29 protein-coding genes and 2 pseudogenes are annotated in these 23,556 nt (G+C 73.6%); 11 read left to right on the top strand and 20 right to left on the bottom strand.

Annotated features, from left to right (window positions below):
- Nucleotides 1-61 precede the first annotated feature (61 nt).
- From AUC44_RS08140 to AUC44_RS08130, 3 genes and pseudogenes are all read left to right on the top strand, one after another.
- On the top strand, nucleotides 62-307 hold the full coding sequence (locus AUC44_RS08140) for a hypothetical protein (RefSeq protein ID WP_062158181.1): 246 nt from the start codon (nucleotides 62-64) through the stop codon (nucleotides 305-307).
- 75 nt (nucleotides 308-382) lie between these two features.
- Nucleotides 383-1,527 (top strand): annotated as a pseudogene (locus tag AUC44_RS08135) (acyl-CoA dehydrogenase).
- A gap of 161 nt (nucleotides 1,528-1,688) precedes the next feature.
- Nucleotides 1,689-2,717, top strand: a complete 1,029-nt coding sequence (locus AUC44_RS08130) for a potassium channel family protein (RefSeq protein ID WP_157445239.1) — start codon at nucleotides 1,689-1,691, stop codon at nucleotides 2,715-2,717.
- 5 nt (nucleotides 2,718-2,722) lie between these two features.
- Here AUC44_RS08130 and AUC44_RS08125 read toward each other — a convergent pair whose 3' ends face one another.
- From AUC44_RS08125 to AUC44_RS08090, 9 genes are all read right to left on the bottom strand, one after another.
- Nucleotides 2,723-3,088 carry a YkoP family protein gene (locus AUC44_RS08125; protein WP_062158179.1) on the bottom strand — a complete coding sequence of 122 codons (366 nt, stop codon included), beginning with the start codon at nucleotides 3,086-3,088 and terminating at the stop codon, nucleotides 2,723-2,725.
- Entirely contained in the window at nucleotides 3,037-3,600 is a 564-nt protein-coding gene (locus tag AUC44_RS08120) for a hypothetical protein (RefSeq protein ID WP_062158178.1), read from the bottom strand. Before AUC44_RS08120 ends, AUC44_RS08125 begins: the two co-directional genes overlap by 52 nt.
- Before the next feature lie 362 nt (nucleotides 3,601-3,962).
- A complete protein-coding gene (locus AUC44_RS08115) occupies nucleotides 3,963-5,357 on the bottom strand; it encodes a carboxylesterase/lipase family protein (RefSeq protein ID WP_082688993.1) in 1,395 nt (464 codons plus the stop codon).
- A 26-nt stretch (nucleotides 5,358-5,383) separates the two neighbouring features.
- Nucleotides 5,384-6,286 (bottom strand): DNA polymerase III subunit delta, encoded by a 903-nt coding sequence (gene holA / locus AUC44_RS08110; protein ID WP_062158176.1) that lies wholly within the window; start codon nucleotides 6,284-6,286, stop codon nucleotides 5,384-5,386.
- Entirely contained in the window at nucleotides 6,277-6,717 is a 441-nt protein-coding gene (locus AUC44_RS17295; RefSeq protein WP_335338655.1) for a protein kinase domain-containing protein, read from the bottom strand. Before AUC44_RS17295 ends, holA begins: the two co-directional genes overlap by 10 nt.
- A 14-nt stretch (nucleotides 6,718-6,731) precedes the next feature.
- Nucleotides 6,732-7,112: a protein kinase family protein gene (locus AUC44_RS17290; RefSeq protein ID WP_335338654.1), complete on the bottom strand. Its 381-nt coding sequence runs from the start codon at nucleotides 7,110-7,112 to the stop codon at nucleotides 6,732-6,734.
- Between the two features lie 77 nt (nucleotides 7,113-7,189).
- Entirely contained in the window at nucleotides 7,190-8,008 is an 819-nt protein-coding gene (locus AUC44_RS08100; protein WP_231724390.1) for an alpha/beta hydrolase family protein, read from the bottom strand.
- A gap of 74 nt (nucleotides 8,009-8,082) precedes the next feature.
- A complete protein-coding gene (locus tag AUC44_RS08095) occupies nucleotides 8,083-9,162 on the bottom strand; it encodes an acyltransferase (protein ID WP_062158175.1) in 1,080 nt (359 codons plus the stop codon).
- A gap of 63 nt (nucleotides 9,163-9,225) precedes the next feature.
- Complete coding sequence (locus tag AUC44_RS08090) at nucleotides 9,226-10,332, bottom strand: prephenate dehydrogenase (protein ID WP_062158174.1); 1,107 nt, start codon at nucleotides 10,330-10,332, stop codon at nucleotides 9,226-9,228.
- Between the two features lie 99 nt (nucleotides 10,333-10,431).
- Here AUC44_RS08090 and AUC44_RS08085 point away from each other — a divergent pair, with 99 nt between their 5' ends.
- Nucleotides 10,432-11,181, top strand: coding sequence for a TSUP family transporter (locus AUC44_RS08085; RefSeq protein WP_062158173.1), 750 nt, complete (start codon nucleotides 10,432-10,434; stop codon nucleotides 11,179-11,181).
- Between the two features lie 114 nt (nucleotides 11,182-11,295).
- Here the strand turns inward: AUC44_RS08085 and AUC44_RS16170 are convergent.
- The 8 genes and pseudogenes from AUC44_RS16170 to AUC44_RS08050 all read right to left on the bottom strand — a co-directional run.
- A pseudogene (locus tag AUC44_RS16170) lies at nucleotides 11,296-11,553 on the bottom strand (DUF1622 domain-containing protein); the annotation flags it as partial.
- A 42-nt stretch (nucleotides 11,554-11,595) separates the two neighbouring features.
- Nucleotides 11,596-12,075: a hypothetical protein gene (locus AUC44_RS08080; protein ID WP_062158172.1), complete on the bottom strand. Its 480-nt coding sequence runs from the start codon at nucleotides 12,073-12,075 to the stop codon at nucleotides 11,596-11,598.
- A 4-nt stretch (nucleotides 12,076-12,079) separates the two neighbouring features.
- Entirely contained in the window at nucleotides 12,080-12,874 is a 795-nt protein-coding gene (locus AUC44_RS08075; RefSeq protein ID WP_062158171.1) for a Cof-type HAD-IIB family hydrolase, read from the bottom strand.
- Nucleotides 12,875-12,928: 54 nt separating this feature from the next.
- A complete protein-coding gene (locus AUC44_RS08070; RefSeq protein ID WP_062158170.1) occupies nucleotides 12,929-13,831 on the bottom strand; it encodes a PhzF family phenazine biosynthesis isomerase in 903 nt (300 codons plus the stop codon).
- Nucleotides 13,832-13,936: 105 nt separating this feature from the next.
- Nucleotides 13,937-14,854: a class I adenylate-forming enzyme family protein gene (locus AUC44_RS17235; protein WP_062158169.1), complete on the bottom strand. Its 918-nt coding sequence runs from the start codon at nucleotides 14,852-14,854 to the stop codon at nucleotides 13,937-13,939.
- Nucleotides 14,851-15,303 (bottom strand): AMP-binding protein, encoded by a 453-nt coding sequence (locus AUC44_RS08060; RefSeq protein ID WP_157445237.1) that lies wholly within the window; start codon nucleotides 15,301-15,303, stop codon nucleotides 14,851-14,853. The genes AUC44_RS17235 and AUC44_RS08060 overlap by 4 nt, the downstream gene beginning before the upstream one ends.
- Entirely contained in the window at nucleotides 15,300-16,145 is an 846-nt protein-coding gene (locus AUC44_RS08055; RefSeq protein ID WP_231724389.1) for an SDR family NAD(P)-dependent oxidoreductase, read from the bottom strand. Before AUC44_RS08055 ends, AUC44_RS08060 begins: the two co-directional genes overlap by 4 nt.
- Before the next feature lie 76 nt (nucleotides 16,146-16,221).
- A complete protein-coding gene (locus AUC44_RS08050) occupies nucleotides 16,222-17,091 on the bottom strand; it encodes a prephenate dehydratase (protein WP_058976504.1) in 870 nt (289 codons plus the stop codon).
- 69 nt (nucleotides 17,092-17,160) lie between these two features.
- Between AUC44_RS08050 and AUC44_RS08045 the strand changes: the two genes are divergently transcribed.
- A complete protein-coding gene (locus AUC44_RS08045) occupies nucleotides 17,161-18,573 on the top strand; it encodes an amidase family protein (RefSeq protein ID WP_082688989.1) in 1,413 nt (470 codons plus the stop codon).
- Between the two features lie 53 nt (nucleotides 18,574-18,626).
- Here the strand turns inward: AUC44_RS08045 and AUC44_RS08040 are convergent, their stop codons facing one another.
- Nucleotides 18,627-19,247, bottom strand: a complete 621-nt coding sequence (locus AUC44_RS08040; protein ID WP_062158167.1) for a septum site-determining protein MinC — start codon at nucleotides 19,245-19,247, stop codon at nucleotides 18,627-18,629.
- Nucleotides 19,248-19,348: 101 nt separating this feature from the next.
- On the opposite strand from AUC44_RS08040, the gene AUC44_RS08035 reads away from it, so the two are divergent.
- The gene (locus tag AUC44_RS08035) at nucleotides 19,349-19,747 is read left to right on the top strand and encodes a S1 RNA-binding domain-containing protein (protein WP_062158166.1); all 399 of its coding nucleotides are present in this window, start codon (nucleotides 19,349-19,351) and stop codon (nucleotides 19,745-19,747) included.
- 134 nt (nucleotides 19,748-19,881) lie between these two features.
- Here AUC44_RS08035 and AUC44_RS08030 read toward each other — a convergent pair whose 3' ends face one another.
- Nucleotides 19,882-20,700, bottom strand: coding sequence for a PIG-L deacetylase family protein (locus AUC44_RS08030; protein WP_062158165.1), 819 nt, complete (start codon nucleotides 20,698-20,700; stop codon nucleotides 19,882-19,884).
- An 89-nt stretch (nucleotides 20,701-20,789) separates the two neighbouring features.
- On the opposite strand from AUC44_RS08030, the gene AUC44_RS08025 reads away from it, so the two are divergent.
- On the top strand, nucleotides 20,790-21,011 hold the full coding sequence (locus AUC44_RS08025) for a hypothetical protein (protein WP_062158164.1): 222 nt from the start codon (nucleotides 20,790-20,792) through the stop codon (nucleotides 21,009-21,011).
- Here AUC44_RS08025 and AUC44_RS08020 read toward each other — a convergent pair.
- The gene (locus tag AUC44_RS08020) at nucleotides 20,966-21,187 is read right to left on the bottom strand and encodes a hypothetical protein (RefSeq protein ID WP_062158163.1); all 222 of its coding nucleotides are present in this window, start codon (nucleotides 21,185-21,187) and stop codon (nucleotides 20,966-20,968) included. The two genes, AUC44_RS08025 and AUC44_RS08020, sit on opposite strands and share 46 nt — an antisense overlap.
- Nucleotides 21,188-21,252: 65 nt before the next feature.
- Between AUC44_RS08020 and AUC44_RS08015 the strand changes: the two genes are divergently transcribed.
- From AUC44_RS08015 to gluQRS, 4 genes are read left to right on the top strand one after another with little or no spacing between them, the layout of a single operon-like run.
- The gene (locus AUC44_RS08015; RefSeq protein ID WP_062158162.1) at nucleotides 21,253-21,861 is read left to right on the top strand and encodes a ParA family protein; all 609 of its coding nucleotides are present in this window, start codon (nucleotides 21,253-21,255) and stop codon (nucleotides 21,859-21,861) included.
- Nucleotides 21,858-22,106: a hypothetical protein gene (locus AUC44_RS08010; RefSeq protein WP_231724388.1), complete on the top strand. Its 249-nt coding sequence runs from the start codon at nucleotides 21,858-21,860 to the stop codon at nucleotides 22,104-22,106. The genes AUC44_RS08015 and AUC44_RS08010 overlap by 4 nt, the downstream gene beginning before the upstream one ends.
- The gene (locus AUC44_RS08005; RefSeq protein ID WP_157445235.1) at nucleotides 22,103-22,609 is read left to right on the top strand and encodes a hypothetical protein; all 507 of its coding nucleotides are present in this window, start codon (nucleotides 22,103-22,105) and stop codon (nucleotides 22,607-22,609) included. The genes AUC44_RS08010 and AUC44_RS08005 overlap by 4 nt, the downstream gene beginning before the upstream one ends.
- Before the next feature lie 44 nt (nucleotides 22,610-22,653).
- The gene (gluQRS, locus tag AUC44_RS08000) at nucleotides 22,654-23,490 is read left to right on the top strand and encodes a tRNA glutamyl-Q(34) synthetase GluQRS (RefSeq protein WP_062159749.1); all 837 of its coding nucleotides are present in this window, start codon (nucleotides 22,654-22,656) and stop codon (nucleotides 23,488-23,490) included.
- The last annotated feature ends 66 nt before the right edge of the window (nucleotides 23,491-23,556 follow it).

The following is a 23,556-nucleotide window of genomic DNA, read 5'->3' as shown; positions in this document are numbered from 1 at the left end:
TGAGGAACTTCACACCGTCTCCGGTCGCCGCGCCCGCCTGCTCTGCTCTACACTGCGCGGCGTGAGTCTGCCCGCCCGTGTTCGCGTGACCCGCCCCCCGCTGCCCCTGGCCCCCACCCTGAGGACGGCGGCCGCGCGCCTGTGCCCGGACGCGCCGCTGGACGTCCTGAGCGGCGCGGCGCTGGCGATTGCGGGCGGCGCGGTGATCGGCGCGCACCTGCGCTGGCCCGGCGGCGAGGCCGCGACTGTCGAGACCGGCTGGCGCGGGCGCGGCATCGAGGAGGCCCTGGCCGCCGCGCTGGCCTGAGCTGACCGGCCTGGACGCTGCCTAACGGGCGTTTGGTAGCCTGGGGGCATGACCGTCACCGAAGCCGACCCCGGCATGTCCTTCGCGCTGAGCAGCGACCAGCGCCTCATCGTCGAGCACGTCCGCGACTACGTCCGCGCCGAGATCGCGCCGCTGGCCGCCCAGTTCGACCGCAGCGGCGACTACCCCGCGAACAGCTGCGCGGTCTGGCCGAGCTGGGCCTGATGGGCGCCACCGTCCCCGAGGCGTGGGGCGGCGCGGGCCTGGACTCCGTGACCTACGCGCTGTGCCTCGAAGAAGTCGCCGCGGCCGACGCGAGCGTCGCCGTGATCGTCAGCGTGCAGAACGGCCTGCCCGAGCAGATGATCCTGCGCTACGGCACCGACGCGCAGCGCGACCGCTACCTGCGGCCCCTCGCGGAGGGCCGCCACATCGGCGCGTTCTGCCTGACTGAGAGCGGCGCGGGCAGCGACGCCGCCAGCCTGCGCCTCCAGGCCACCCGCGACGGGGACGACTGGGTCCTGAACGGCACGAAGGCCTGGATCACCAGCGGCGGACAGGCCGACACGTACCTCGTCATGGCCCGCACGGGCCCGCTGGGCGCGCGCGGCGTGTCCTGCTTCATCGTCGAGAACGGCGCGCCGGGCCTGAGCTTCGGCAGGCCCGAGGAGAAACTCGGTCTGCACGCCAGCCACACCACCACCGTCACCTTCGACGGCGTGCGCGTGCCGCACGCGAACATGGTCGGCGAGGAGGGGCAGGGCCTGATCATCGCGCTCGCCAGCCTCGACGCGGGCCGCATCGGGATCGCCATGCAGGCCCTCGGGATCGCGCGCGCCGCCATGGAGCACGCTGCCCGTTACGCCGCCGAGCGCGAGCAGTTCGGCAAGCCCCTGCGCGAGTTCGAGGGCGTGTCCTTCAAGATCGCGCGCATGGCCGCCCGCATCGAGAGTGCCCGGCTGGTCGCGCTGAAAGCCGCGTGGCTCAAGGACCAGGGCCGCCCCTACGGCAAGGAGGCCAGCATCGCCAAGCTGCTCGCCAGCGAGGCCGCCGTGGACGTGACCCGCGACGCCATCCAGATCTTCGGCGGAAACGGCTACAGCCGCGAGTACCCCGTCGAGCGCCTGTACCGCGACGCGAAGGTCACCGAGATCTACGAGGGCACCAGCGAGATCCAGCAGCTCGTGATCAGCCGCGCGGTCTTCAACGAACTGACCTGAACCTCCGGGCGGGAGGAGCGCCGGGGCGTGGTGACCGGCGCCGCCTGTCCTGGACCACGACGGGCACTGGACCCGCGGTCACTGGGCCCGCCGCGCAACGTGGAGAGGTCTTTACCTGCCCGCCATCACCGGGGTCGCGGCGGCGCGCGAGAATGCCGCGCATGTTGAGGTCGCTGCTGTGGCTCCCCGGCGCGCTGATGGTCGTGGCCGCGCTGCTCGACCTGATCGTCACCTGTATCCAGACGGGCGAGGGCCGGCTCAGCCACCGCATTCACCGCCCGCTGTACAGCGCCCTGCGCGCCGCCGCGCACCTGACCGGCCGGCGCGCCCTGCTCTCCTGGGCGGCCCCCCTGCTGATCACCGGCACCCTGACCGCGTGGACGCTGCTGACCTGGCTGGGGTGGACGCTGATCTTCTGGTCGCAGCCCGGCGCGCTGGTCGGCGCGGAGAGCGGACAGCCCGCCACGTTCGTCGCGAGTTTCTATTTTGTGGGGTACACCCTGAGCACCCTGGGGCTGGGGGAGATCGTCGCCCCGGAGCCGTTCTGGCGGGTGATGACCGACGTGGCCGCCATCAACGGCTTTTTCCTGCTGACCTTCGCGATCACCTTCGTGGTGCCGGTCGCGCAGGCGCGCGGCGAGCGGCGTGAACTGGCCCTGCTGCTGCACCGCGCGGGCCCCGGCGCGCAGGCGCTGATCGTGAACGCGGTGCACGATCACGACCACGGGCTGCGCAGCCTCACCGCCGACCTGCAACCCCTCCTGAACCGGCTGGACGCCACGCACCTGAACTCCCCGTACCTGCACCGCTTTCACGACCACGACCGGCAGGACGCCCTGGACCTGCACCTCCCCGCGCTGGGCGAGGCGCTGCTGATCATCCAGGGCGCCCTGCCGGGGCAGAATCCCCCGGGCCTGCGCCGGGCCCTGGCCAGCGTGGACAGCCTGAGCCGCACCTTCGAGCGCACCCAGGCCCGCCACCCGGCCCTGCGCGACGCGGCCGTGCCCCCACCGCCCGACTTGATCCCCCTGCGCGAGGCGGGGCTGGCCCTGAGCCCCGACGAGGATTTCCGCGAGTTCCTGCACACCCACGCCGCCCTGCGCTCCCGCCTGCACGCCATGGCCCTGACCGGCGAGTGGCGCTGGGATCAGGTCGCCGCTCACCAGGGCGCGGACGCGGCGGACAGCTGACCGGCTCAGTCGCGGGCGTGCCGGGCCACGAAGGCCGCCCGCGACATGACCGCCAGTTTCGGCACGTGCTGCTTGCTCGGATCGGACACGCCGTACGCGCGGCGGATCACCCGGGACCACCACGTCAGGCGGCGGCGGTGCGCGGGCGGCAGCTCCACCACCGTGAAGCCGTACAGGCCCAGCACGTCCGAGAAGATGCTGATGCTGAACACGGCCGGGAAGGTGTTCAGGGCGGGGTCGTCCCGCAGCGCCCGCGCCAGATCCCGCACCGAGGCCGTCACGATCCGCCGCCCCGCCACCGGCCGCTCGGCCAGTTCGGTCAGGCGGGCGCTGTCGAGGTGGAACTCGACCAGCCGCTCTCCCCGGTGCACGGCGCCCCCTCACGCAGCGGCAGGTCGGCCAGCGGGTAGGGCGCCGCCCCGGCCCGGAAGAGACTGCTGGCCCGGTTCCCGACCCGGCGGATCCGGCCCAGCCGGTCGTACCAGACGTCCACCTCCTGCAGCGCCGTGGCGGGGAGGTCACGGGGGCGTTCGGGCCGCAGGCCCCGCAACCCGCGCAGGGGCCGCACCTCGAACTCGCGCGCCCGCAGGTCCGCGAGCAGTCCGGGCAGCCGGTCCGCCAGCTGCGGATCCGTGCCGCTCAGGTGGAGGAGCGCCCCCGGCCGCACGCCGGTCAGTGCGCCGGTCGCCGAGAGGCCGCCCTGGCCGGCCACGACCGGCCCGCCCGCCCGGAACGCGCCCAGCCAGCCGGGCAGGGCCGGCGATCCACCCACACTGATACCCACCGGTTCCCGCCCCAGGAGCGTGCGGAGGGCGGCGGCGGCCTGCCGCCCACCCCGCGACACTGCCCACGGCCACGGACTGGCGGGCGCGCGCGCGGCCACGTCGTGCCCCGGCTCTGGATCTCACGGGTCAGCGTGGGGTGCCGGGTCACGCCTGGGGCGTCGAGCGCGAAGGTGGCCTGCACGTCCGCCCCGGCCAGGGCCGCGAGCAGCGCGGGGGTCACCTGCGGATGCGGGCCGCCCTCGAAGATCAGCCCCAGGCCGGCCTGCGCGGACCGGGCGCGGCGCAGCGACCCCAGCCCCGACCAGCGCCAGCCCCACGCGGCGAGGAGGACCAGGGTGGGCAGGGCGAGGAACCGGCGTTTCACCCGGCCACTCTACCCGCCCGGCCCCCGCCTAGGGCATCAGGGGCAGCAGGCCCTGCCAGCGCGTCAGGCGGTCCCGCTCGCCGGCGTCCGTGACGGTCAGGCCGTCCAGGTCGAGCCGCGTGACCTGCGGCCGGTCCGGCGTCCACGGGGCCCAGTCCGCCCGGGGTGGCCGCAGTGGATGAAGCGCGCCCAGCTGGCCTGCATGGCGTCTGCCAGCTGGGCGCGGGCTGCCCCGTTCCCGCCCCGGAGCACGCCCGACGACAGGCCCATCGGGGACGGCCACAGGAACAGCAGTTCCAGGCCGTGCGCGGCGCCCAGGTCGAAAAAGCGCGTGCCCCAGTCGAAGCGGTAGCGGAACGCTGGAGCCGGGTGGGCGCGCAGCAGCGCGTCGTTCGCCGCGTGGAAGAACAGATCCGTGCCCAGCGCCACCAGCCCGTCCGGGTCGTCCGGGTAGGCGGCCAGCACCGCTGCGGCCCGCTCCGGCCCTGCGGAGGCGGTCAGGACCCGCGCCAGCAGCGCCCGGTCGGTGCGGGGAAACACCCGGTCGGGCAGTTTCACGAACAGGGCGTACTCGTCGCGGTTCGCACCTGCCAGCAGCGGCACGGGCGCAGCCGGGCGGGCCAGCAGCTCGGCGACGCTGCCGGGCAGCACCGCGCCGTCCAGGGTGGGCCGGGAGTTCAGCCGCCGCGACCGCACCTGTTCGAGCCGGTGCAGGCTGCGCACGAACGCCGACGCGGGCAGCGTCCACAGGCGGTCGCGGGTGGCGGCCGTGACGCCCAGCGCCCGGGCGTAGGCCGCCGCGAGTTCCACACTGTTGTCCCGCTCGGACATCTGATTGACGCCGCCGCTCTGCGCGGCTGCCCCGGCGAACAGGCCCCGCGCGGCGGGGTCACGCAGCAGCAGGTTCACGCTCACGGCGCCCGCCGACTCCCCGGCAACGGTCACGCGCGCCGGATCGCCGCCGAACGCCGCGACGTTGCGCGCCACCCAGCCCAGGGCCGCGCGCTGATCGAGATACCCGGCGTTCACCGCGAAGCGCTCATCCCCGAACAGCCCGGCGAAATCCGCGTAGCCCAGCGGCCCCAGCCGCGAGTTCACGGTCACGACCACCACGCCCCGGCGCGCAGCGTACTCGCGCCCGTCGTACAGCCGGCCGCTGCCGGCGCGGAACGCGCCCCCGTGGAACCACACCAGCACCGGATGCGGGCCGGGCGCAGCCGGCGCCCAGATGTTGACGACCAGACTCCCCTCGGCGGAGGGCCGCAGCGTCACCGACGGGTCCAGCGGTTGCAGCACGTCCGGCGCGGGTCGTGTGGCGTCCCGCACGCCGGCCCAGCCCGGATGCGGCTGCGGCGGCGCGAAGCGGCCCGCGCCCGCCGCCGGCGCGGCGTACGGCACGCCCAGCCACGCCAGCGCCACCTCGTCCCGGACGAGCAGCGCGCGGCCCTGCACGCGCCCCGACTCGGTCTCACGCAGCAGCGGCCTAGCCATTCTCTGCCCTACACACTGCGCTGGCCCTACACACTGAGCTGCACGATCAGGCGCTCCAGCGCCACGCTGGCGTCCAGACCGCGTTTCATGGCCAGATCCGCGTCCAGGATGCGGCCCAGGTGGGTGCGGATCTTCGCCTCGTTCAGGCGGCGGGCCACCTCCAGCGCCTTCTTGGCCGGGTACGGCTTGACGCCCAGCCGCTGCGCCGCGACCTGCTCGGTGATCCGCCCGCCCTCCTGCTGGAGGGCCACGCAGCGCGCCACCAGCGAGTACTGCCACACGACCGCGCCCATCAGCTTGAAGGGGTCCTCGCCGCTCGCCAGCAGGCGCCGCAGCTGCGTGACCGCCTCGCCCGGGCGGCCGGTGGTGGCCGCGCCCAGCATCGCGAAACTGTCCCCCGGCGGTTCGCGGCCCACCACGCGCCGCACGCTCTCGCGCGTGAACGGGCCGTCAAGCAGCGCCAGCTTGTTCAGCTCCCCGGCGATGCCCGCCAGATCCGCGCCGAAGACCTCCGCGAGGTACAGACTGGCGTCCCGGTCCAGGGCCAGCTTCGCCTTCTTCGCCCGTCCCGTCACCCACCCCGCCACGTCCCCGGTCTTGGCCGGTGCGGGCGAGGGCACAACCTCGCCCCGGCCCTCGTAGACCTTCAGCCGCGTGGTGGGCGGCGACTCGTCGAGCACCGCGACCGTCACGGCCGCCCCGGCCAGCAGCTCCAGCAGGGCCTTGTCGGGTTTCACGCCCTCTAGGTCCACGATCACGCCGCCGTCCCCGAACAGGCCGGGGCTGAGATGCGGGCCCAGGGCGTCCGCCGTGACGTCCTCGCCCGCCACGCGCGGCAGCGCCCGGGCGTCCAGGCCCCGGGCCCGCAGCGTGTCCCGCAGGGTCTCGTCGGCCAGGAACCGGTTGCCGGTGAACGCGATCAGGGGCATTCGCCCGTCCAGGCCGACAGCTCGGGCAGCGGACTCAGGCCCAGCGCCTCCCGCGCGCCGCTCAGTTCCGCGTACAGCGCCGGGGCAGAGGCCGGGCGCCGCTCGCGCTCCCGGCTGAGGCACTGCCCCAGCAGACCGTGCAGCGCTTCCGGGCCGGGCAGCGCCGCGCGGCACTCGTTCAGGCCCGCCAGCCAGCCGAAGGCGTCCTCGAAGGGCGGGCCGCCCGCCAGACAGTCGAACAGCAGCACCCCGACCGAGTACAGGTCGCTGCGCGGGTCGCCCCGCACGCCCAGGAACTGCTCGGGGGCCATGAAGTGCGGCGTGCCCATGCGCGTGCCGCTGTGGATGTCCAGCGGCAGATGCACCGAGTGGCTCATGCCGAAGTCGATCACCCGCACCGCGTCGAAGGCCGCGCGCCCCCCGTCGAGCATCACGTTCTCGGGCTTCAGGTCGTGGTGCGTGACCCCCCCGCGTGCAGGGCCGCCACGGCCGCCAGCACGCCGCCCGCGACGAGCGTCGCCTCGTCTGGCGCCAGGGGGCCCTGGTCGAGCCGGTCACGCAGCGTCACGCCGTCCACCAGCGGAAAGACCAGCGTGTCGCGCGACTGCGCGACCGGGGACACGATCAGCGGGTGGCGCACGCTGCGCGCCACGCTGCCCTCGTGCTCGAAGCGGGCGCGCGTGTCCGGGTCATCGAAGACCAGCGTCTTGAGGAATACCGGGCGGCCCGCCCAGCAGGCCGACTCACAGCGCACGCCCGACCGCTCGCTGAGGACCGAGCGGTCGGTCAATGCCGCGGGAGTCAGGGCAGCCGACACGTCATTCACTGGCGTAAAGTCTTTCACATCCTGCCCCGCCAAATGGCGGGCGGCGAACACTCCAGCACGCGGCGTCCGGCCCCGCCTCATCGGCGGCGCTCCAGCACGCGGTAGAAGGCCGCGATCTGGCGCGCCACGTCCGGCGTGAAGCGGTTGCCGCCCAGGTGCCCGCCACTCAGGCGCACCAGCCCGCCCAGGTCCGGCTCGCCGGCTTCCGCCCACAGCGCCTCGCCGTTGCGCCCGAACGGCACGGTGCGGTCGTCCGGACTGCCGAACACCAGCAGCGGCCGCGGCCCCCACGTCCGGGCCAGCCACGCCGGGTTCAGGTCCTCCGGGGGGTCGGGCAGCCCGTACGCCGCCCCGATCTCCTCGCGGCGGGACAGGGCCGACCCCCACGCGACGCGCAGGTCCACCCACCCGTCGATCAGGGCCACTCCCTCGACCGGGTACGGCGCGCCGGGCAGCGCCGAGCGCAGCGCCATCAGGCCGCCCATGCTCAGGCCCAGCGCGTACGTGCGTCCCGACCACGGGAACAGGTCGGTGGCCTGCGCGTGCACCTGCCCCAGCGCCGCCAGCCCCGCCGGGCTGCCCCAGCTCGTCGGGCCGCCGTCCCCGGAGAGCAGCACCGCGAAGCCCGCGTGAATCAGCGCGGACGTGAGCACCGAGACGCTCGCGCTGTCGCGCAGGTGCGCTGCCGACTGCCCGCGCGGATGCGACACGACCACCAGCCCGCACGCCTGCGCGCACGAGCGGGGCACGCGCAGCAGCGAGAGGGCCTCGCCGCTGCCCACCGGCACCCACACGCCCGCCGGCACGGCCGCGTGGTGCAGGGGCTGCCCCGGCTGCCCGGCCACCTGCGGGCCGCTCACCATCGCCTGCGCCCCCGACCAGATCAACCCTGCCACCACTGCCGCCGCCCGAACATGCCTCACAGCGCGGCACTGTAGCGTCCCGGGCCGCCGCGCGGCTGAGAGCGCCCTCACCGGCCGAACAGCCACGTGCTCAGGCGGGTGTTCAGCAGCGCCCGGCCCAGCAGCGCCGGGATGCCCAGCGCCAGCAGGAAGTACCCCAGCATGGTCAGCGCCACCTGCCACGGCGCGCCCTGCGGCGCGTCCCAGCGTTCCAGCGCCTGCAGCAGCGCCGGGTGGATCAGGTACACCTGCAGGCTCACGGTGCCCAGCAGCGCCACGGTCAGGCGCACGGTGGACGCGCTGCGCTGCACCCGGAACGCCAGCCCCAGCAGCGCCAGCGCGGTCAGGCTGGTGTAGACCCACGACAGGCCCGAGTACACGACCGGCGTGACCCGCTCGCCGCGCGCGTACGCCAGCGCCTCGGGCAGGTACAGGCTGAACGCCAGCGTCAGGACGGGCAGCAGCACCCAGCGCCTGCGCCGCCACCACGCCGGGAACTCGTCCAGGCGCGCGCCGACCGCCACGCCCAGCGTGATGGGCAGCATGTACCACAGCACCGTGCTCGCCGGGAACGGCAGGCGCAGCACCTCGCGGTTCAGCAGGTACAGGCCCAGCTGCAACGCCGCCCCGAAGATCAGCGCCGCCGTGATGCTGGGTTTCCGCCGCGCCAGCGGCAGCATGAGCGGCAGCACCACGTACACCTCCAGCGCCACGAGCAGGAAGTACAGGTGATAACTGGCCTTGCCGTACAGCAGCCAGTCGCGCCACCGCTGCGGGTCGGTCAGGGTCTCGGGGAGGCGCTGGTCGGTCCACACGTACCACAGGGCGTACAGCGCGCTCCAGAGCAGGTACGGCCAGCCGCCGCGCGTCAGCCGCCGCCAGAAGTACTTGCGGGGCTTGAAGCGTTTGAGCAGGCTGCGGGTGAGCACCACCGCCGACAGGAACACGAACGCCGGCACCGCGAAGTGCAGCGTGCGGTTCAGGATCAGGGTGTACAGGTGAGCCGTCGAGGCCGGGTCGAGGTAGCGCAGCATCACGCCGGTCGAGTGGTGCGCGACGACCTCGATGATCGTCAGGCCCCGGAACATGTCGATGGCCGTCAGGTTGCCGCTCGGCGGGGCGGGTGAAGCAGGGTCAGCGTCCGTCACAATCCCCTCACCCTACCCCGCGCCCATCAAGACTGCGTGAACGCCCACCAGCCGCAGGACCGGTCAGCCGCGTCCGCGCACCTCGAACCCCGCCGCCTGCAGGATCGCCGCCGCACTCGCCACGTCCTCCGGGGTTTCCAGGCCCAGGCGGATCGCGCCGCCGTCCTCGCGGATCGCCAGCACCTCGATGTCCTTGATGTTCACGCCCGCCGCGCCCAGCGCCTGCGTCACGGCCCCGATCTGGTTCGGCCTGTCAGGCACCGCCACGACCAGATCGTGCCGCTGCGGCAGCAGGCTGCGCCGCACGATCGGCAGGCTGTCGCGCGTCCGCTTGCCCTCGCGCGCGGCGTTCAGCAGCTCCTCGGGTTCGTCCAGATCGGCTTCCAGGCGTTCCAGCTGCCGCCGGAAGCGGGTCAGGGCCTCGCGCAGTGCACCCTTGTTCTCCACGACCATGTCGCGGCTCATGCGCGGGTCGCCGCTCGCCACGCGCGTCAGGTCCCGGAAGCCGCCCGCCGCGAGCAGGCTCAGCCGCTCGTCCCGCGCGACCATGTGCGTCAGGGCCAGACTCGCGAGGTACGGGAGGTGACTGATCGTGGCGACCAGCGCGTCGTGCGCGTCCGGCGGCATCACGACCGGCGCGGCCCCCAGTTCCTCGACCAGCGTCCGGGCCCTACTCAGGGCCGTCAGCGGCGTGTGGTCGGTGGGCGTCAGGACCCACACGGCGTTCTCCAGCAGCGCCGCGCGCGCGTGCGTCACGCCGCCCCGCTCACTGCCCGCCATGGGGTGCCCCGCCACGAAGTGCCGCACGCCCAGCCGCTCCATCTCGGCGGCGATGCCGCCCTTCACGCTGCCCACGTCCGTCACCAGCGCCGCCGGGTTCAGGAACGGCGCCAGCTCGCGCGCCAGCGGCGCCAGCGCCCGCATCGGCGCGGCCAGCACCACCAGATCCGCGCCGCGCAGCCACTCGCCGGGCGCGGCGCGCACTTCGTCCACGACGCCCAGCGCCTCGGCCTCGCGCAGCACCTCGGGGCTGGCGTCCAGGCCGATCACGCGCCGCGCCAGCAGCCGCTGCCGCAGCCCCAGCGCGACACTCCCGCCGATCAGCCCCACGCCCGCCACCACGGCGGTCTCGAACAGCGGGCCAGGGGCGGACGGTGAAGCGGCACTCATGACGCGGAGGCTAGCACGCCCCTCCCCGCACCCCGAGCACCCTGCTTAACGTCCCCCGCACGGGGACGCGACCACAGGCGCGTTCGCTACGCTGTGCCGGTGCCCGGTCCCGAAGTCCTGCTGTACGGCCTGCCCCTCGCCTTCCTCGCGGGCTTCATCGATGCGGTCGCCGGGGGCGGCGGCACCATCACCCTCCCGACCCTGTTCTTCATGGGCCTGAGCCCCGCGCAGGTCGTCGCCACGAACAAACTCCTGGCGATCTTCGGGTCTGGCAGCGCCACCGTGCAGTACTGGCGCAAAGGGCACGTGGACCGCGCGCTCGTCGTGCGCCTGATTCCCCTGGCCCTGCTGGGCAGCGCCACCGGCGCGTACCTCGTGCACTTCGTGAACCCCGACGCGTTCCGAACGCTGGTCGGCGTGGTTATCCTGGGCGTCGGCGCGCTCGTCCTGGCCAACAAATCCTTCGGGCTGGAGGACCGCTACCCCGGCCTCACCGCCCGCACCCTGGCCCTCACCCTGCCCGGCACCTTCATCATCGGCGTGTACGACGGCTTCCTGGGCCCCGGCACCGGCACGTTCGCCATGTTCCTCTTCGCCCTGGCGGGCTTCAACCTCGTGCGCGCCAGCGGGAACGCCCGCACCCTGAACTTCGCCACGAACCTCGGCGCGTTCACGTTCTTCCTGATCGGCGGGCAGATGGTCTGGTGGATCGGCCTGCCGATGGGCGTGGCCAACGCCCTGGGCGCCACGCTGGGCGCGCGCATGGCGATGCTGCGCGGCAGCGCCTTCGTGAAATGGATGTACGGCCTGATCGTCCTGCTCGTCAGCGCCCGGCTGTTCCTGGGCTGACCGCCCCATCCCGCGAGGCCGCCTCCGCCTCGGCCCCCGCGCGCGGTGCCCGTCGATCTCGCGCTGCAGGAAGAAGTTCAGCAGCGTCCGCAGCGCCGCGATGGCCGCCAGCTTCCCGATATCGTCCCACGACGGCGCGATCGCCGTGCGCAGGATGTCCGCCGCGAGCGTGAACTCCAGCGCCACCGCCAGCCAGCGGCCCAGTTCCAGCCGCAGCGACTCCTTCTGCGCGTCCGGTTGCGCCGAGGGCCGCACGAACGCCACCAGCGCCCGGATCAGTGCCAGCAGCGCCGCCAGCGCGATGATCAGGGCCGCCGCGACCTCCACCCCGGTCGCCACGATCTCCGTCCAGCCCTTCACCAGCTCCAGCATGCCCCCAGCCTGCCACGCCCGGCGCGGGCCCGGCGGGGGAGATCAAGAATCGGTGGAGGCCCGTGTCAGCGACCGCACTGCCCGCGTGTACGCCGCCCGCTCGAACACGAACGGCCCGAATCCCTCATACGACCAGAATGGCGTCGGTGGGCGATTCGGGTTTAGCGGGTCGGTCTCCTTCTGCGCCCGGTAGGGCTGCTGGAAGTCGAGCCAGCGGACCGCCTGCCCATCCATCTCGATGCGGGCCAGCAGCGGCCAGCACCCGGGCTCGCCGCACTCGCAGCCCAGCAGGGTGACCCGTTCGCCGGACCCACCCAGCCACGCCGTCTGAATCTCCGCTGCGAATCCGGCGGGCAGTCCGGCGTAACTGCCCGCCAGGGACCGCTCCCCGGTCGCCTGCGCGGCCACGTCTTCCCAGGGGCGCACGAGTTCCACCAGGGGCGTGCCGTTCACGAGGATCAGCACCGTGTCCTCCTCGCCGTCCCAAGATTCCCAGCGCAGGTCCAGCGTGTCGAAGGTCATGCGGTCAGAGGGTCAGGGCCAGTTCGACCGCTTCCCGCAGGCCGCCCTCGTCCACGTGCGCGACGCGGTAACGGCTGGCGGCAACGGCCGGTGCGTCGGCGTTCCCCATGGCGACCGGGTGGCCGACGACGCGCAGGGCGGTCACGTCGTTCTCGCCGTCCCCGACCATCATCACGCGGTCCATGCTCAGGCCGTACTGCGCCGCGACGCGCTGCACCGCCGCGCCCTTGCTGATCCCGGCGCGCGTGACGCTGATGAACATCGCGTCCGGCATGACCGGGCTGCCCGCCGGGTGCAGGTCCATGCCGGGGTGCGGTTCGGCGACGACCGCGCCTTCCTCGGCGCGGGGCACGACCCACTGCGCGCGGACGACCGTGCCGTCCAGGCTGCCGGGCGTGCGGGCCTCGTACGGGACGCCCAGCAGCGCCGCGTGCCGCTCGGCGAGGTCACCGGGTTTCGTGATGGCGAACTCCAGGTCGGTGTAGACCTCCAGCAGCCGGTCCGTCTGCGCGGCGCGGTCGATCAGCAGCTTTAATCCATCCTCGGGAATGGCTTCGGACAGGCTGGCGCCGCTGCCCACGTTCACGATGCTCGCGCCGTTCTGGAAGACGTGCCAGCCGTCCGGGTCGAGCCGCTCGGCGTACGCGCGGGCGTTGCCGATGGCGGGGCGGCCGCTGCACAGCGCGATCCGCACGCCGCGCGCGCGGGCGTCGGCCAGCGCGGCCCACACGTCGTCCCGCACGAGGTTCCCGGTGCCCACCAGGGTGCCGTCCACATCCACACAGATCAGTCCAAGCATCCGGGAATGATAGACCCCGCCTGTCAGGGGGGTGCCGGGTCGTGCAGGTTTCCTTCAGCGGGTGGCGGGCGTGGGGGGCGACCAGACGCCCTCGCGTTCCACGGTGGCGCAGCCGCCCACATGCACCTTCGTGACGCGCTGCCCGTCGAGCTCCAGTTCGACCTCGACCTCGCCCGGTGTGCCCAGCGCGTGCCCCTGGTACACGAGGCCGCAGGCGCGTTCACCCCGCACCGGCAGGCGGCCCTGACTGGCCAGCAGCGCCATCAGCGCGCCTCCCGCGCTGCCGGTCACGGGGTCCTCGGGGATGCCCAAGGCGGGCGCGAAGTCCCGCGCGGCGAAGCGGTTTACGCCCATCGGCGCGTACGCGTAGATGCTGCCCACGCCCAGCGCGTCGCTCAGCGCGTGGACGCGCGTCAGGTCCGGTTCCAGTCCGTCCAGGATCACGGCGTCCAGCAGCGGCACGAACACGCTCCAGAGGCCCGTACTGGCAGCGGCCAGCGGCAGGCCGCGGTGGATCATGCGGTGGTCGATGCCCAGCGCCTCGGCCAGATCGGCGCGCAGCGGGGCGGGCACGGCGCGGTAGGCGGGGGAGGGCTGCCGCATCCACACGCGGCGCGGCACGCCGGCCTCGCTGTGCAGGCGCAGCGGCACGCGGCCCACCAGCGTGTCGAGGTGGAGGTCCTGCCCGTCGGGCCACTGCCCGGCCTGCGCCAGCGTGAATCCCAGGGCGATGGTGGCGTGCCCGCAGAAGTCCACCTCCTGGGTGGGCGTGAAGTACCGGACGCGCGCGATGGTGCCCTCGCGGCGGGTGATGAACACGGTCTCGGGGGCGCCCAGCAGCTCGGCGAGCGCCTGCATGTCCTGCCGGGAGAGGTGCGCGGCGTCCAGCACCACGCCCGCCCGGTTGCCGTGCCCGGGCGTCTCGGTGAAGGCACTGACCTCGCTGTAGGCGATCATTTCGGCATTTTACCGCACAGGAGATGAAATGAAGGGACAAACATTTCACGCGCTGGATTAATCGTGAAACTATTCACTTACTGTAGATAGCCATTTGTAGATGGATCAGCCGAGGCCAGAACGGAGATCGCCGCGCGCCACCTTGCCCAGCGGCGTTCTCGGCAGCGGACCCAGCACCCACCGCACGGGTCTCAGGCGGCGCGGCCACCGCGACTGAGCGAAGGCGTGCAGCGCCGCCTCGTCCACGTCACCCTCCACGAACGCCACCGGCCGCTGCCCGTACTCGGCGCACGGCACCGGCAGGACCGCGCACGCGATGATCCCCGGCACGGCCACCAGCGCCGCTTCCAGCTGAACGGGCCACACGTTCTCCCCGCCGATCACCATCAGGTCGTCCGCGCGCCCCCGCAGCGTCAATCGCCCCGAGGCGTCCAGCACGCCCAGGTCACCGGTCGGGTACCAGCCCCGGCGCAGCAGCCCCCGCGCCAGGACCCGCCCGTCGGGCGCGATCCGCACGGACACGCCGGGCAGGGGCCGACCCACCGACCCCGGCGCGTCGCGCAGGTCCGCCGGGGTCGCCAGGGTCAGCACGCCCAGTTCCGTGCTGCCGAACGCATCGAACAGCACGTCCCCCAGCCGCGCGTGGGTCGCGGCCGCCAGCTCCGGCGACAGCAGCGCGGACCCGCTCAGCACCACCCGCAGCCGGGGCGCGTTCCCCGGCGCGGCCAGCAGTCGGTGCAGGACCGTGGGGACGACTGCCAGCACCTCCGCCCCCACGGCCTCCAGCGTGGCCCAGATCGCTTCCGGTGACGCCCCGGCCCGCAGGTGCAGCGGCGCCCCCACCCCCAGCGCCAGGGCCAGGGTCGCCAGTCCATGCCCGTGCCACAGCGGCAGGGGCAGCACGACCGCCGCGTCCCGGTGTGGCTTCAGCGCGTCCAGCAGCGCTCCCACGACCCGCAGCGCCGCCCCGGGCCGCACGGCCGGGCGGACCAGCCGGGGCGCCCCGGAACTGCCTGACGTCATGAGGACCGGGCGTCCCGCACGCGGCGGCACCCAGCCTCCCCGACCGGCCACCGGTGGGGAAGAGGGTGGTGGGGGAGACGCCAGCCCCATTCCCCCGGGCCCGGCGCGAGCGGCACGACCCGCCAGCCCAGCCGCAGTCCGGCCAGGAGAGCCACCACGAACGCCACCTGCCCGTCTCCACCCTCCAGCCCCACCAGGGTGCCCGGCGGGTGCGTGCCCTGCCACGCCTGCACCTGTTCCTGCACCCGCGCCTGTAACTCGTCGTAGGTCAGGCGCTCCACCCCGTCCGTCAGCGCCAGCCGCTCCGGGCCCCGCCGCGCCTGCCACGCCACCACGCCCGCCAGGGTCGGCCCCTCGCGCCCCAGGCAACGCACGAGTGACAGGATGGCGCGCCCGGGCCGGTCACCCAGCGCGCCGGTCGCCCGTACCGCCTCCCAGGCCCAGTTCATGCTCGCCGCTCCAGGCGGGCCTCGACCCGCTCGGCCCACGCCAGTCCCCGCGCCAGGAGGCCCGGACACACGATGCCCGCGACCTCTACGCCCGGCAGCCACCACGGCGCGACCCGCACCACCCGCCGCACGAACGGCAGCGTGACCGCCTCGGCGGCCTCGGCCGCACTCAGCGCGGGCAGGAACCGGTACGCGCGGGTCGGGGCGATCATCGGCGTGCGCACCAGCGGCAGGTACACCGACGCGCCCCGTACCCCCGGCCACTCGGCCACTGCCGCCTGCATCCACAGGTCGAACGCCGCCTTGCTGCCCTGGTACGCCCCCCAGCGCGGCGCACCCACGTGCCGCGCGGACACGCTCGACACGTTCACCACCACGCTGTCTGCTCCCACTGACTGGCCCAGCGCCGGGCGCAGTGCCAGCAGCAGCCGCGCCGGACCCGTCGCGTTCACCGCCAGCAGCCGCTCCAGGTCTGCCCTCGGCGCGCCGTCCAGCGCCCGCCGCCGCACCGACCGCCCCGCGTTGCTCACCACGCCCGCCAGGACCGGCGCCGCCTTCAGCACCTCGCGGGCCGCCGCGTCCACCGACGCCGGGTCGCTCAGGTCCGCCGGGATCATCACCGCCCGGCCCCCCGCCGCCCCGATCCGCGCTGCCACCTCGCGCAGCCGCTCCTCACGCCGCGCCAGCAGCAGCACCGTCGCCCCCGCCTCGCCCAGCCGCAGCGCCGTCGCCGCGCCCACCCCGGACGACGCGCCCGTGACCAGCACCGCCCGCCCCGCCACCGCCGCCCTCAGGGCACGCAGGTCACGGCAGGCAGGCGGGGACAGCAGGGCGCGGCGCACGGGCGCATCGTCCCACACGCCGCCCCGACGTGGCGCGCAAAGTGACCGGGCCGGTCAGGTTAACCGGTCCCTGCGGTCAGTTCACGGTGCCCTGGGCACTCGGGTACGAGCCGATGATCTTCGCGTAGCTGGCCTTGCGCAGCACCCCGGCGAGCGCCTGGGCGACCTTCGGGTCGCGCGCGTCGCCCTCGATGTCCACGTACATCAGGTAACTCCAGGCGCGGTCGCGGCGAGGGCGGCTCTCGATGCGCGAGAGGTTCAGGCCGCGCAGTTCGTTCAGCGTCTCGACGAGGAACCCCGGGGTGTGCCGCACGGCGAACACGAGGCTGGTCTTGTGCGGCGCGTCCGACGGGGCGGGTTCGTGCCGGGCCAGGATCATGAAGCGCGTGTAGTTGAACGGTTCGTCCTCGATGTTCCGCTGGAGGATGTTCAGCCCGTACAGCTGCGCGGCGCGTTCGCTGGCGATCGCAGCGAGGTCGCGCTCACCGCTCTGCGCGAGGTTCTTCGCGCTGCCCGCCGTGTCGTGCGCGGCGACCGGCTGCCAGCCGTGCTGGCGGATCAGGTCCGTGCACTGGTCCAGCGCGGGCTGCTGGCTGGCGACCCGGCGGATGTCGCCGATTTCCACGCCGGGCAGCGCCATCAGGCAGTGCGACACCCGCACGACGACCTCGCCGACCACGTGCAGGTCCGTCTCGCTCAGGAGGTCGATGCTCTGGTGGATCGCGCCCATCAGGCTGTTCTCGACCGGCAGCACGCCGTACTCGGCCTCGCCGGTCTCGACGGCGCGGGCGACCTCGTGGAAGGTCGGGTACCCGCGCGTCTCGGCCATGCCAGCCACGGCGTTCAGCGCGGCGATCTCCCCGTACGAACCGGGATTCCCCTGAAACGCCACCACCCCGGCGGTGAGAACGGGCACGGCAGCGGTCGCGGGGGCTGGGTCACTCATGCCCTGAACGCTACCGTACCGCGTCCCAGCCCACGGCCGCCGGACTTAGACGTGCGTACAGTGGAGGGCGTGACCCTGCAACCTGACCCGATCCTTGACCTGGACGCCGCCGCCCTGGCCGCCGCCACCCGCCGGGGCGACCTGACGTGCAGCGAGGTGACCCGCACGTACCTGGGCCGCCTCCAGGCCCTGAACGATCGCCTGCACGCCGTGATCACCGTGAACCCGGCCGCGCAGGCCGACGCGGACCGCCTGGACGCCGTCAGCGCCGACCGGCGCGGCCCGCTGCACGGCGTGCCCATGCTCATCAAGGACAACATCGACGTCGCGGGCCTGCCCACCACCGCCGGGAGCGCCCTGCTCGCCGGGCACGTCCCGGAGACCGACGCGCCCCTGGTGACCCGGCTGCGCAACGCCGGGGCCGTGATCCTGGGTAAGGCGAACATGACCGAGTGGGCGAACTTCATGACGCTCGCCATGCCGAACGGGTACTCCAGTGCGGGCGGGCAGACCGTGAACCCCTGGGGGGACGGCCTGGACACCGGCGGCAGCAGCAGCGGCAGCGGCGCGGCGGTCGCCGCGCGCCTGTGCGCCGCCGCGATCGGCACGGAAACCAGCGGCAGCATCGTCAGCCCCGCGCACCAGAACGGCGTGATCGGCGTGAAACCCACCCTGGGCCTCGTGCCCCGCACCGGCATCGTGCCCATCAGCCACAGCCAGGACACCGCCGGGCCCATCACCCGCAGCGTCCGCGACGCCGCGATGATCCTGGCCGTCATCGCCGGGCCCGACGACCAGGACGAGGCCACCCGCCGCCTCCCGGTGCCCGACCTGACCGTGCTGCCCGACGTGCTGCGCGGCGCGCACCTGGGCGTCATCCGCGACGAGAACGGCGTCACGCCCGACGAGGCCGCCGCCCTCGACCACCTGACGGCCACGCTGCTCGACGCGGGCGCGACCCTGCACGACGTCGCCTTCCCCAGCCGCGCCGACCTGAACGCCCACGGCTGGAGCCTCGAGGTGCTGGAGCACGAATTCAAGGGTGACCTGAACGCCTACCTGCGCACGGTCACGACCGGCCCGCGCAGCCTCCAGGCGGTCATCGACGCGAACGACGCCGACCCGGAACGCCTGCTGCGCTACGGGCAGACCCTGCTGCACGCCTCGCAGGGCACCCGCGGCGACGCGACCGAACCCGCCTACCTCCAGGCCCGCGAGCGCGACCTGCGCCTGACCCGCACGCGCGGCTTCGACCCGCTGTTCGCGCAGGGGCTCGACCTGATCATCTTCCCCGGCATCCACGGTTACGGACTGGCTGCGAAGGCCGGGTACCCCAGCCTCGCCCTGCCCGTCACGCCCGCCGGCGCGGCTACCCCGAACGGCGCGCTGCTCGTCGCGCCCGCCGGGAGCGAGGGCCGCCTGCTGTCCCTGGCCGCCGAACTGAACCGCCTGCTGGGCGGCGTGCGCTTCCCGGAGCTGTAAGCGAGTTGGGGAGGGGCGGCCAGGGTCAATCTGGCCGCCCCTCCCTGCTGCCGTTACTTCTGCACGTCGATGTGAATCACGCCGTCCTGCAGCCGCGCGATCTCCGCCAGCGGCTGGTCCTCACGGTGGCGCATGTTGCTCAGGCTGCTGCCCTCGGGCGCGCGCGCCACGGCGTCCCCGATGCGGATCTGCGTGCTGGCGATGGGCCTCGCCCACACGATCGCGTCCGCGTGCCCGCCCAGGCCTGCGTGCGCCACGCCGCGCAGCGCGCCCACCACGATCACGTCCCCGCCCGCCAGGATCTCCGCGCCGGGGTTCACGTCACCCAGCACGATCACGCTGCCCGGGAACTCCCGGTGGTACCCGGCGCGCAGCGTGTGCGTGAGGATCTCCGTACGGGCGGGCAGCGGCGCCGGGCGCGGCGCGCTGTCCGCGGGGGCGGGCGTGGGGACGCTCACGCGCGGCGCCCGCACGCGCCCCGGCGTGCCCCCCGCGGCGCGGATGGCGTGCAGGGCCGCCTCGACCGCCTCGGGGTCGGCGTCGCCCTGCAACTCGAGGGTCACGGCGCTCGCCAGCAGCTCCGTGCGGACACTCAGGGCGTCCTGCACGCTGCTGCCGGTATCGCCGGGTTCGATCAGGAGGTTCAGGCCGCCCAGGGTGCCGCGCAACTTCATGAGCTGCACTCTAGCGTGACACTCATGGACGCACCCAGGTGTCGCCCACCCGGGGCGGGGATGGTGTAAGATGCGACTCATGCTTTGCAAGGAGACTTCCTTTGGTGCAGCTTGATTCCGGCGCGGTCGTGGAGGGCCGCGTGACGCGCGTGACCGACTTTGGCGCGTTCATCCAGTTCGAGAACGGCGAGACGGGCCTCGTGCACATCTCGCAGATCGCGCACTCCTTCGTGCGGAACATTCATGACCACGTCCGCGAGGGCGAGAACGTGGAAGTGAAGGTTCTGGGCCGGGACGAACGCGGTCGCCTCGACCTCTCCATCAAGGAGCTCCTCGAGGAACCCGAGGAAGTGCCCCGCCCCCGCGCGATCGGCCGTCAGAGCCCGCAGTTCGAGGCAAAACTCCGCTCGTTCATGCGCGACGCCAAGGAACGCACCCACGGTGGTGGGGGCGGCGGCGGCGCGGCGAAAAAGCCCGCCGGCGGCAAGCGCAAGCGCTGACCTGCACCCAGACCAGACGGCACCCGGATTCCAAGTCCGGGTGCCTTTCTGCTGCCCACAGCCGGGGTGCAGAGAAAGCTCCCGGCCTGCCTTACCAGACCGGGAGGCGCTGTTGGTTCAGGGCAAATCGCGTCTCAGTTCAGCCCGTCGAAGCCCAGCCCGTCGAACAGGCCGCCCAGCGGGTAGTTCGTCAGGGCGGTGCGGGTGCCGCCGATGCTGAAGCCCTCGGTGCCCAGCATGCGGCGTTCCATCGCGTCGCGCTCTTCGGGCGTCATGCGGCCCAGGAGGCTCTGCTCGCCGGTCTGCGTGCCGTGCGCCATCAGGGCCGCCTTCTTGTTCGCGGCGTACGCGCTGACGTCCAGCTGCACGGCCAGCGTGTTCGCCGCCACGCCGTACACGAGCGGATCGAGGTCCTGCCCCATGCGGGCCAGTCCCTGCGCGGCCTCGGTGGTCAGCGCGGTGTAGTACAGCCGCTGCGGCCCGCCGTACGGCAGGTGACCGGTGCTGAAGAACGCCGCGACGGTCGCGCGGTGCATCTGGAGGTGATCGACGTGCCCGTACCCGCCGTGCGGGTCGAAGGTGACGATCACCTGCGGCTGCACGTCCTCGATCAGCGCGCGCAGTTTCACCTCCACGTCCAGCGGGTTGACGTTCATCAGGGCCTTCGGGTCGTCGTGGCGGGTGCGTTCGTAGCGGCCGGAGTCGTGGTAGTCCAGGAACACGGGGGGGCCGATCTCCAGCGCCTCGCACGCAGCGCGGAGTTCCTGCTCACGCTGCGCGCCCAGGTCGTCCACGGTCATGCCGGGCACCGTGATCTTCCCGGCCTCGCCGCGCGTGGCGCAGGCCAGCACGACGCGCACGCCCCGGCGCGCGTAGTGGGTGAGGGTGCCGCCCACGCTGAAGGCTTCATCGTCGGGGTGGGCAAAGACGGCCAGGAGGGTCGGGGTGCTCATGGTGGCCCACTCTACGCCCCGCGCGCCCGCGCACCGTGGCGGCCGTCGCGAAGCGGCAACCTCTGCCATCCGGGACGCGTACTGGGTAGATGACCTTCTGGCGCGCGGCCCTGCATCTGTTGATCGGCCAGCCCCTCCCCGGCGCGGAACCGGCGGCGCAGGAGCGGGTGGCGCGCCGCCGGGAGCGACTGGCCCGGGTGCGCCCGGCCTCGCTGTGGTCGCTGCTCGTCACGGCGCTGCGCGAGATCACGCTGGCGCTGCTGGGTCAGCCCTCGCCCTCGGCGGCCCGCAGGCGCAGGCCACGCCGGTAGAAGTCCCAGCAGGCGTCCGGCCAGGTGTCCAGGATCAGGCGGCGGTTGGCGGCGTCGGCGGCGTGCAGCGCGTCGCCCAGCGCGCGGTAGAAGCGGCTGCCCTGCTCCTGCATGGCGCGCGCCGTCCAGTACATCTCGCTGGCGTGGAGTTCCTGAGTCTGCTCGGGCGTGATCATCGGCCCCCATGGTACGGGGCGGCCTGACGCGGGGCCGCCGCCGCGTCTGCTACGCTTCCGGGCATATGGCACGCGTGGCGGCGATCACTTCGGAGAAGGGCGGCGTGGGCAAGAGCACCCTGGCTGTGCATCTGGCGGGCGCGGCGCACGCGCAGGGCCAGAATGTCCTGCTGGTGGACGAGGACGGCCGGGTGGGCAGCAGCCTCCGCTGGGCGGGCCGGGCCGGGGCGCTGCCCTTCCCGGTCGTCGCGGCGGAGGACGTGAAACCGAAGAAACTCGCGGCCTTCGACCTCGTGCTGATCGATACCGAGGGCCGTCCGCGCCGCAAGGACCTGCGCCAGCTGGCCGAGCGGGCCGACCTGATCCTGGTGCCCAGCGGCGTGAGCCCGCTGGAGGTGGACGCCACGCGCGAACTGCTGGACTTCCTGACGGAGGAGGGTGCGGCGCGGCAGTCGCGCGTGATCCTGACGCGGGTGCCTCCGGTCGGGCACGCCGCCGAGGTGCTGCGTGAGGACCTGCGTGAGGGGGGCGTGACGGTGTGCAACACGCTGGTGCGGTCGTACCTCGCCTACCAGCGCGCGGCGGAGCTGGGCGTCCTGGCGCGGGACGTGCGCGACCCGCGCGCCCTGGCCGCCTGGGCGGACATCGAGACCCTGTCGCGCGAGTTGTGGTGACCGTGGGCCGCTTCGATTACCTGGGGAAGAACGGCAAGGGTGGGAAGAAGGGTGGGGCGCGCAAGAGTGCTCCCGCCCCGGACGAGTCCCGCGTGGGCGGCACGGAGCGGCTGGAGGCGGTGTACCTGCGCAAGGAGACCGTGCGGGCCGTGTGGCGGCAGGTCCGCGCGGACGGCGGCGAGAGCGTCAGTGAGCTGGTCGAGGACCTGCTGCTGGCGTGGCTGCGGGAGCGGCAGCGCCCTTGACGCTCACCCTGCCGACGTGGTGGCCGCGCGTGCTGGGGCTGCTGCTGAGCCTGTGGGTGACGCTGCCGGGCGTGGTGCGCCCTGGCGAGCCGGGCTTCCTGGGGAACGTGAACCTGATCTTCCACGAGGCCGGGCACGTGCTGCTCATGTGGGCGGGGGAGGTCGTGATGCTGCTCGGCGGGAGCCTGTTCCAGCTGCTCGTGCCCGCCGCGTGCATCGGGGTGTTCCTGGCGCGCGGCGAGCGCTTCGCGGCGGGACTGGTGACGCTGTGGCTGGCGCATTCGCTGGCGGGGGTGTCGGCGTACGTCGCGGACGCGCCGCTGCGGAATCTGCCGCTGATCACGGGTGACCCGGACACGCACGACTGGTGGCAGCTCTTCACCATCTGGAACGCGCTGGGGTGGGCGCCGGGCCTGGGCCGTGTCCTGCACGCGCTGGCGCTGGGCGCGGTGGTCGTGGGCGTGTTCGTGGCCCTGTGGGACGACCTGAAGGAGAAGGAGTGACGGCGGGCGTGGTGGGCCGCTTCGCGCCCAGTCCCACCGGGGCGATGCACCTGGGCAATGCCCGCACGGCGCTGCTGGCGTGGCTGCACTCCCGCGCGCAGGGGGGGCGGCACCTGCTGCGCTTCGAGGATCTGGACACCGGGCGGGTGCGCGCCTGGGCGTACGACGTGACCCGCGCCGACCTGGAGTGGCTGGGCCTCGACTGGGACGAGGAGGTCATCCAGTCGCAGCGGCTGGACCTGTACCGCGCGGCCGCCGCGCGCCTGGATACCTACCCCTGCACCTGTACCCGCAGGGAGGTGCAGGCGGCCATTCAGGACAGCGCGGGCGCCCCGCATGGCGCGGAGCCGGTCTATCCCGGCACCTGCCGGGCCGGGAGTCTGCACCCGGAGCGTCCGGCGGCGCTGCGCTGGCGCGTGCCCGACGAGGTGGTGTGCGCCCGGGACGGGTGGCGCGGCGAGACACTCTGCCAGCACCTCCCGGCCGAGGTGGGGGACGTGGTGCTGCGGCGCAACGACGGGGTGTTCGCGTATCACCTCGCGGTGGTGGTGGACGACGCGGCGTCGGGCGTGACGGACGTGCTGCGTGGTGAGGACCTCTGGACCGCCACGCCCCGGCAGGTGGCGCTTCAGCGGGCGCTGGGGCTGCCCACGCCCCGCTACTGGCACGTGCCGCTGATGCTGGATTTCCGGGGGGAGCGGCTGGCGAAACGTGGCGGCGCCCCGCCCGTGCAGGCGCTGCGTGAGGTCGGGGACGGGCCGGGCCGGGTGCTGTCGGAACTGGCCCGCAGCCTGGGCTGGTCGGTGCCGGACGAGGTGAGCGCGGCCGACCTCCTGCCCCTGTGGCGGACTGAGATCGGGCGGGCGGCACTTGGTGCCTGACCCCACAAACTTAGATGACTTGTCTAAGTTTGCCTAACGCCCGTTCGACACGGCAGTCCTACCCTG

Source organism: Deinococcus actinosclerus (genome assembly GCF_001507665.1).
In the GTDB taxonomy this organism is placed as follows: domain Bacteria; phylum Deinococcota; class Deinococci; order Deinococcales; family Deinococcaceae; genus Deinococcus; species Deinococcus actinosclerus.
The sequence above is the reverse complement of the archived record's forward strand: the minus strand, read 5'-3'. Positions and strand labels throughout refer to the sequence as shown.

Excerpts from the sequence above, each read along its gene's own strand:
- AUC44_RS08040 (WP_062158167.1), bottom strand. The coding sequence starts at position 19,247 with ATGAAGTTGCGCGGCACCCTGGGCGGCCTGAACCTCCTGATCGAACCC.
- AUC44_RS17235 (WP_062158169.1), bottom strand. The coding sequence starts at position 14,854 with ATGACGTCAGGCAGTTCCGGGGCGCCCCGGCTGGTCCGCCCGGCCGTG.
- AUC44_RS08060 (WP_157445237.1), bottom strand. The coding sequence starts at position 15,303 with ATGAACTGGGCCTGGGAGGCGGTACGGGCGACCGGCGCGCTGGGTGAC.
- AUC44_RS08075 (WP_062158171.1), bottom strand. The coding sequence starts at position 12,874 with ATGCTTGGACTGATCTGTGTGGATGTGGACGGCACCCTGGTGGGCACC.
- AUC44_RS08070 (WP_062158170.1), bottom strand. The coding sequence starts at position 13,831 with ATGATCGCCTACAGCGAGGTCAGTGCCTTCACCGAGACGCCCGGGCAC.
- AUC44_RS08130 (WP_157445239.1), top strand. The coding sequence starts at position 1,689 with ATGTTGAGGTCGCTGCTGTGGCTCCCCGGCGCGCTGATGGTCGTGGCC.
- AUC44_RS08030 (WP_062158165.1), bottom strand. The coding sequence starts at position 20,700 with ATGAGCACCCCGACCCTCCTGGCCGTCTTTGCCCACCCCGACGATGAA.
- gluQRS (WP_062159749.1), top strand. The coding sequence starts at position 22,654 with ATGCACCTGGGCAATGCCCGCACGGCGCTGCTGGCGTGGCTGCACTCC.
- AUC44_RS08115 (WP_082688993.1), bottom strand. The coding sequence starts at position 5,357 with ATGGCTAGGCCGCTGCTGCGTGAGACCGAGTCGGGGCGCGTGCAGGGC.
- AUC44_RS08090 (WP_062158174.1), bottom strand. The coding sequence starts at position 10,332 with ATGAGTGCCGCTTCACCGTCCGCCCCTGGCCCGCTGTTCGAGACCGCC.
- AUC44_RS08050 (WP_058976504.1), bottom strand. The coding sequence starts at position 17,091 with ATGAGTGACCCAGCCCCCGCGACCGCTGCCGTGCCCGTTCTCACCGCC.
- AUC44_RS17295 (WP_335338655.1), bottom strand. The coding sequence starts at position 6,717 with ATGCTCGACGGGGGGCGCGCGGCCTTCGACGCGGTGCGGGTGATCGAC.
- holA (WP_062158176.1), bottom strand. The coding sequence starts at position 6,286 with ATGCCCCTGATCGCGTTCACCGGCAACCGGTTCCTGGCCGACGAGACC.
- AUC44_RS08080 (WP_062158172.1), bottom strand. The coding sequence starts at position 12,075 with ATGACCTTCGACACGCTGGACCTGCGCTGGGAATCTTGGGACGGCGAG.
- AUC44_RS08020 (WP_062158163.1), bottom strand. The coding sequence starts at position 21,187 with ATGATCACGCCCGAGCAGACTCAGGAACTCCACGCCAGCGAGATGTAC.
- AUC44_RS08015 (WP_062158162.1), top strand. The coding sequence starts at position 21,253 with ATGGCACGCGTGGCGGCGATCACTTCGGAGAAGGGCGGCGTGGGCAAG.
- AUC44_RS08025 (WP_062158164.1), top strand. The coding sequence starts at position 20,790 with ATGACCTTCTGGCGCGCGGCCCTGCATCTGTTGATCGGCCAGCCCCTC.